The organism is Paenalicyclobacillus macrosporangiidus (genome assembly GCF_900116805.1).
In the GTDB taxonomy this organism is placed as follows: Bacteria; Bacillota; Bacilli; order Alicyclobacillales; family Alicyclobacillaceae; genus Alicyclobacillus_H; species Alicyclobacillus_H macrosporangiidus.
Map to the genome: position 1 here is coordinate 1 of NZ_FPBV01000056.1, position 4466 is coordinate 4466.

Annotated in this window: 5 protein-coding genes; 4 read left to right on the plus strand and 1 reads right to left on the minus strand. The window is 59.3% G+C overall.

Features of this window, described 5'->3' with window-relative positions; translation table 11 throughout:
• Positions 1-96: 96 nt before the first annotated feature.
• From BM357_RS18360 to BM357_RS18375, 4 genes are all read left to right on the plus strand, one after another.
• Complete coding sequence (locus BM357_RS18360) at positions 97-321, plus strand: hypothetical protein (RefSeq protein WP_074956815.1); 225 nt, start codon at positions 97-99, stop codon at positions 319-321.
• Between the two features lie 76 nt (positions 322-397).
• Entirely contained in the window at positions 398-1648 is a 1251-nt protein-coding gene (locus tag BM357_RS18365) for a M20 family metallopeptidase (protein WP_074956821.1), read from the plus strand.
• A gap of 240 nt (positions 1649-1888) precedes the next feature.
• Complete coding sequence (locus tag BM357_RS18370) at positions 1889-2953, plus strand: S-methyl thiohydantoin desulfurase family protein (RefSeq protein ID WP_074956817.1); 1065 nt, start codon at positions 1889-1891, stop codon at positions 2951-2953.
• Between the two features lie 53 nt (positions 2954-3006).
• Positions 3007-3948 (plus strand): DUF1177 domain-containing protein, encoded by a 942-nt coding sequence (locus BM357_RS18375; RefSeq protein WP_074956819.1) that lies wholly within the window; start codon positions 3007-3009, stop codon positions 3946-3948.
• A gap of 218 nt (positions 3949-4166) precedes the next feature.
• On the opposite strand, the gene BM357_RS18380 is transcribed toward BM357_RS18375, so the two are convergent.
• Positions 4167-4466, minus strand: a 300-nt coding sequence (locus tag BM357_RS18380; RefSeq protein ID WP_139234642.1) for a transposase domain-containing protein, incomplete at its 5' end; no start/stop codon positions are given.

Sequence of the window (4466 nt, forward strand, 5' to 3'; positions counted from 1 at the left end):
GCGACCTGTCTACAAAAACCCTTGCACATAAATTCGCGATCAGAGCCCCAAAATCCTGGCCAGTAAACGACTTTCCGTTTGTTCAGCAGACCCTATGTGAATCCGAAGGTGGACCAGCTGTGGGAGCAGGCGAACAACGAGACGAATGCGGACAAGCGGATGAATCTGTACAAGCAGATGCAGCAGATCATCACCACGGACGCGCCGTGGGTCTACCTGTACGAGTACAACCGGGTGGTGGTGATGAACAAGAACGTCCAAGGGTACGTGTTCTATCCAGATGAAGTCATCCGCTTCTACGGCATGTCGAAGGGCCAGTGAACAACGGCTTTCTGGTTCCTTCCGGGAAGCTTTCCTTCTTCGGTCATGCTATCACTCGCTCATGGAGGTGATCTCCTTGAACCGTTGGGCGGAGACGATTGTCCACGAGATAGAACGACGTTCCGACGACCTCATCGCGCTGTGTTCACGTTTGATTCAGTTTCCCAGCGAAAACCCGCCGGGGGACTCCCGGGAGATCAGCCGCTTTATCATCGACTACCTGGCGCAGTATGGAATCGAGACGCAGATTTATGAAGCGTCTTCCACCATGTGGAATCTGTTGGCAACCATCGGCAGGCAGCCAGGGAAGCACCTGATCTACTGCGGACATACGGATGTGGTGCCCGCCGGAGAGCGGTCCGCGTGGGCGGTTCCTCCCTTCAGCGGGGCTGTGCAGGACGGGTACATCCATGGCCGCGGCGCGAGCGACATGAAGGGCGGACTGGCCGGCATTCTGTTTGCAACCGCACTCCTGCACCACTTGAATGTCCCTCTGTCAGGCAAGCTTTCCTTGATGATTGTCCCGGACGAAGAAACGGGTGGCCACCTGGGGGTGCCTTGGGTCCTGGAGCGAGGGCTAATCACGGGTACGGCAGCGGTCATCGCCGAACCGACGTCACCGTACAACCCGACCATCGGGCAAAAGGGGAGCTGTTGGTTTGAGGTGGTGGTGCACGGGACGCCCGCCCACGGGAGCCTATCACCCATGAAGGGAAACAGCGCAATTTTGAAGGCGGCGCGGGCCATCTTGGCACTACAGAAATTGTGGGAGATGAAACCGGACATCCCGCCCGAGATGAAACGCATCCTGGCGCTGTCGAAGGCGCACATGAACGAATTGCACGGCGGTGACGTCGGGGCGGTCTTGGACCATGTGAGCATCAATGTGGGCGTCGTACAAGGCGGCACCAAGGTGAACGTGGTACCGGACACTTGTGTGCTGCAGGTGGATACGCGCGTCCCGTTCGGTCTCGCGTACACAGATGTGCTTGAGGAGGCTAAGCGGCTGCTGGTGGACGCGGGTGTGGAGGCCGAGATTCGCCCGTACGGCTTCCAAGGCAATGCCAACTGGACGCCACCGTCCGAAGAGATTGTGCAAAGGCTTGTGGAGGCCATCATGTCGGTCAGCGGCCAGGAGGCGTACGGCGTCCTGCAGTGGGCGTCAAGCGACGCACGGCACTTCCGCGCCCACGGCATTCCGGTGCTGCAGTACGGTCCGGCGGAAATTGCGGGAATTCACAGTTACAACGAACGTGTCTCCGTCGTTCAGGTGATTCAGTGTGCCAAGGTATACGCGTTGACTGCCTTAACCTACCTGACGGCCTAGGCGCGTAGAGCGGACGGACAGCCGGACCCGGCAAGACTCGAGTCACGCAAGGTTAGGTAAGGTAGGCAGAGGGTCCTGGTCAAGCGAGGCAAGCCCTGTCCGGGGGGCGGATCGCGTACTGTACCCGCATCCAAGTCCTCCCGGTCCATTTTTGTATGCTGGTCCATGGATGCCCGCTCCGTCCGATTGTAGTCTGAAACCATACCATGTGACTGTCAGGATAAGTGGGAGGTGTACGCGATGCGTGAATTGACCGTCCAAGACGTAGAGTACGCGGTCACGGGCGGGGCGCTGCTGGGGGGAGGCGGGGGCGGTTGGCCGCACGAGGGCAGGGCCATCGGGCGACTGGCCACAGAGCTGGGAAACCCCACGCTCGCCACCCTGGATGAGTTCGACGACGACGACCTACTGGTGACGGTCGCGTTGGTCGGGGCACCGGCGGCGAAGGAGAAGTATGTGAAGCCGGTCCACTACGTTCGCGCCATCGAGATGTTGGAGTCCAGGCTCGATAGGCCGGTCGCGGGCATCATAACGAATGAAAACGGTCCCGGCACTACGGTCAACGGGTGGCTCCAGTCTGCCATGTTGGGCGTACCTGTCGTGGATGCGCCGTGCAATGGCCGCGCACATCCGACCGGAGTGATGGGCTCCATCGGGCTGCACAAACTGCAGGGGTACACGTCGGTCCAGGCAGCGGTCGGAGGGGCCGGCGAACAGAAACTGGAGATGGTGGTCAGCGGTTCCCTCACGGTGGTCTCCGGCATCATCCGGGAGATGTCCGTGCGTGCGGGAGGACTGGTGGCTGTGGCGAGAAATCCCGTGACGGTCCGGTATGCGCGGGAACACTGCGCGGTGGGAGGCATCACCCAGACCATCGAGCTGGGTAAGCGGATGGCGGAGGCACAGCCCGCGGGCGGACAAGCGGTGATGGATGCTGCGTTGACGTTCCTCGGGGGAGACGTCGTGCACACGGGTGTGGTTGACTTTGTGAATTTGGAAACGAAGGGCGGTTTCGATGTCGGCACTGTCCGCATTGGTAACGTGGAGTTGACGTTCTGGAACGAGTACATGACTCTTGAGCAGGGCGGCCGCCGCTTAGCCACCTTCCCGGATCTGATCATGACCATCGATCAACACACCGGTCAGCCGGTGATCACTGCGGAGATTGCGGTCGGCCGTGAGGTGGCTGTGGTGAGAGTGCCCAAGCAACAACTCAAGCTCGGTGCTGGGATGCAGGACCCAGAGCTGTTCCGCGCCGTGGAAACCACCATCGGGAAATCGGTCATCTCATACGTGTTCGAGTGAGCACCGGCTCTTAGAGACGGAGCGGGAAGTCATTCGGGACAGGAGGAACACACATGACGCTCAAGCAGACCATCGACATTATAGAACTGTTGGATGACGCGTCCGTGTCGGGAGATAAGGTCAAGGCATTCTTAGAAGCGCGTGGGGCGAAGCATGTCAACGTGCAGAAAGTCAGCGGAGCCAAAGGGAGCACAGATTTCATCGAGGTCGTCATCCCGGGCAGGGGCGGCAAGCTCCTGGGCGGCAAGGCGCCTACGCTCGGCATCATCGGGAGACTGGGGGGAATCGGGGCGCGTCCCGAGCGAATCGGCCTGGTGTCAGACGCAGACGGGGCGGTGGCTGCACTCAGCGCTGCGTTAAAGTTAATTGACATGCAGGGCAAGGGAGATGTGCTGGCCGGCGACGTGATCGTGACGACCCATATCTGTCCGAATGCGCCCACCCGCCCGCACGATCCGGTCCCATTCATGGACTCCCCGGTGGACATCTTAACCATGAACCAGCATGAGGTCCGGGAAGACATGGACGCCATCCTTTCCATAGATACCACGAAGGGAAATCGGGTCTTTAATTTCCGAGGGATCGCTATCTCACCAACGGTGAAAGAGGGATACATCCTCCGGTTCAGTGATGATCTGGTATCTATTCTGGAAATGTCCACGGGCACTGTCGCCAACACGTTTGCCATCACGACGCAGGACATCACCCCGTACGGGAATAACGTGTACCACATCAACAGCATCCTGCAGCCGTCTGTCGCTACTAAGGCGCCGGTAGTGGGGGTGGCCATCACTGCCCAGACGCCCGTCCCTGGCTGTGCAACCGGGGCGAGCCACGAGGTCGACATTGCGTTGGCGGCGAAATTCAGCATCGAAGTGGCCAAGGCGTATGGGGAGAAACAGTGTTCCTTCTATGACGAGCAGGAATTCCAGCGGCTGGTCTCTCTCTATGGCCCTATGAACCATCTCCAAACACTTGGCACTCAAGGGTCTTAACCGTACCCGCACCAAGCCTGCCATGCACATATGCTGGCAGGTTGTTTCATTCTTACAGCCGATTTCACTGGCTAATGTGGAAACTTAGCTGACAGGGGCGGTATATTTGTAAGTAAGCGTCAAAGCCCCCACACCTTGCGTTTCTCCAACCGTCGTGCGACAGTCATGGACGACAACAATCAGCCCCGCCAGGAGACCCAGCGGGGCGATTTCTCATGCTATCCTTTTTTTCCACGTCTCCGGATTCGTTCCGGCAGGCGATCTGACCACGGGAGCAACGCGTCCATCGCTGCCCGGTCATCCGTTCGGATGTTGGGTAGCCGCTCGAACAGGTATTCCAGGTACAAATACGGGTCCAGCCCGTTCTCCTTGGCTGTCTCCACCAGGCTGTAGGCGATGGCGCTCGCCCTCGCACCCTGTGGGGTGTTGGCAAACAGGAAGTTCTTGCGACCAATTACAAACGGCTTGATTGACCGCTCGCTCCGGTTGTTATCCAACTCCAGATGGCCGTCCTCCAG

Coding starts and splice junctions, on each gene's coding strand:
- BM357_RS18370 (WP_074956817.1), top strand. CDS start 1,889: ATGCGTGAATTGACCGTCCAAGACGTAGAGTACGCGGTCACGGGCGGG.
- BM357_RS18375 (WP_074956819.1), top strand. CDS start 3,007: ATGACGCTCAAGCAGACCATCGACATTATAGAACTGTTGGATGACGCG.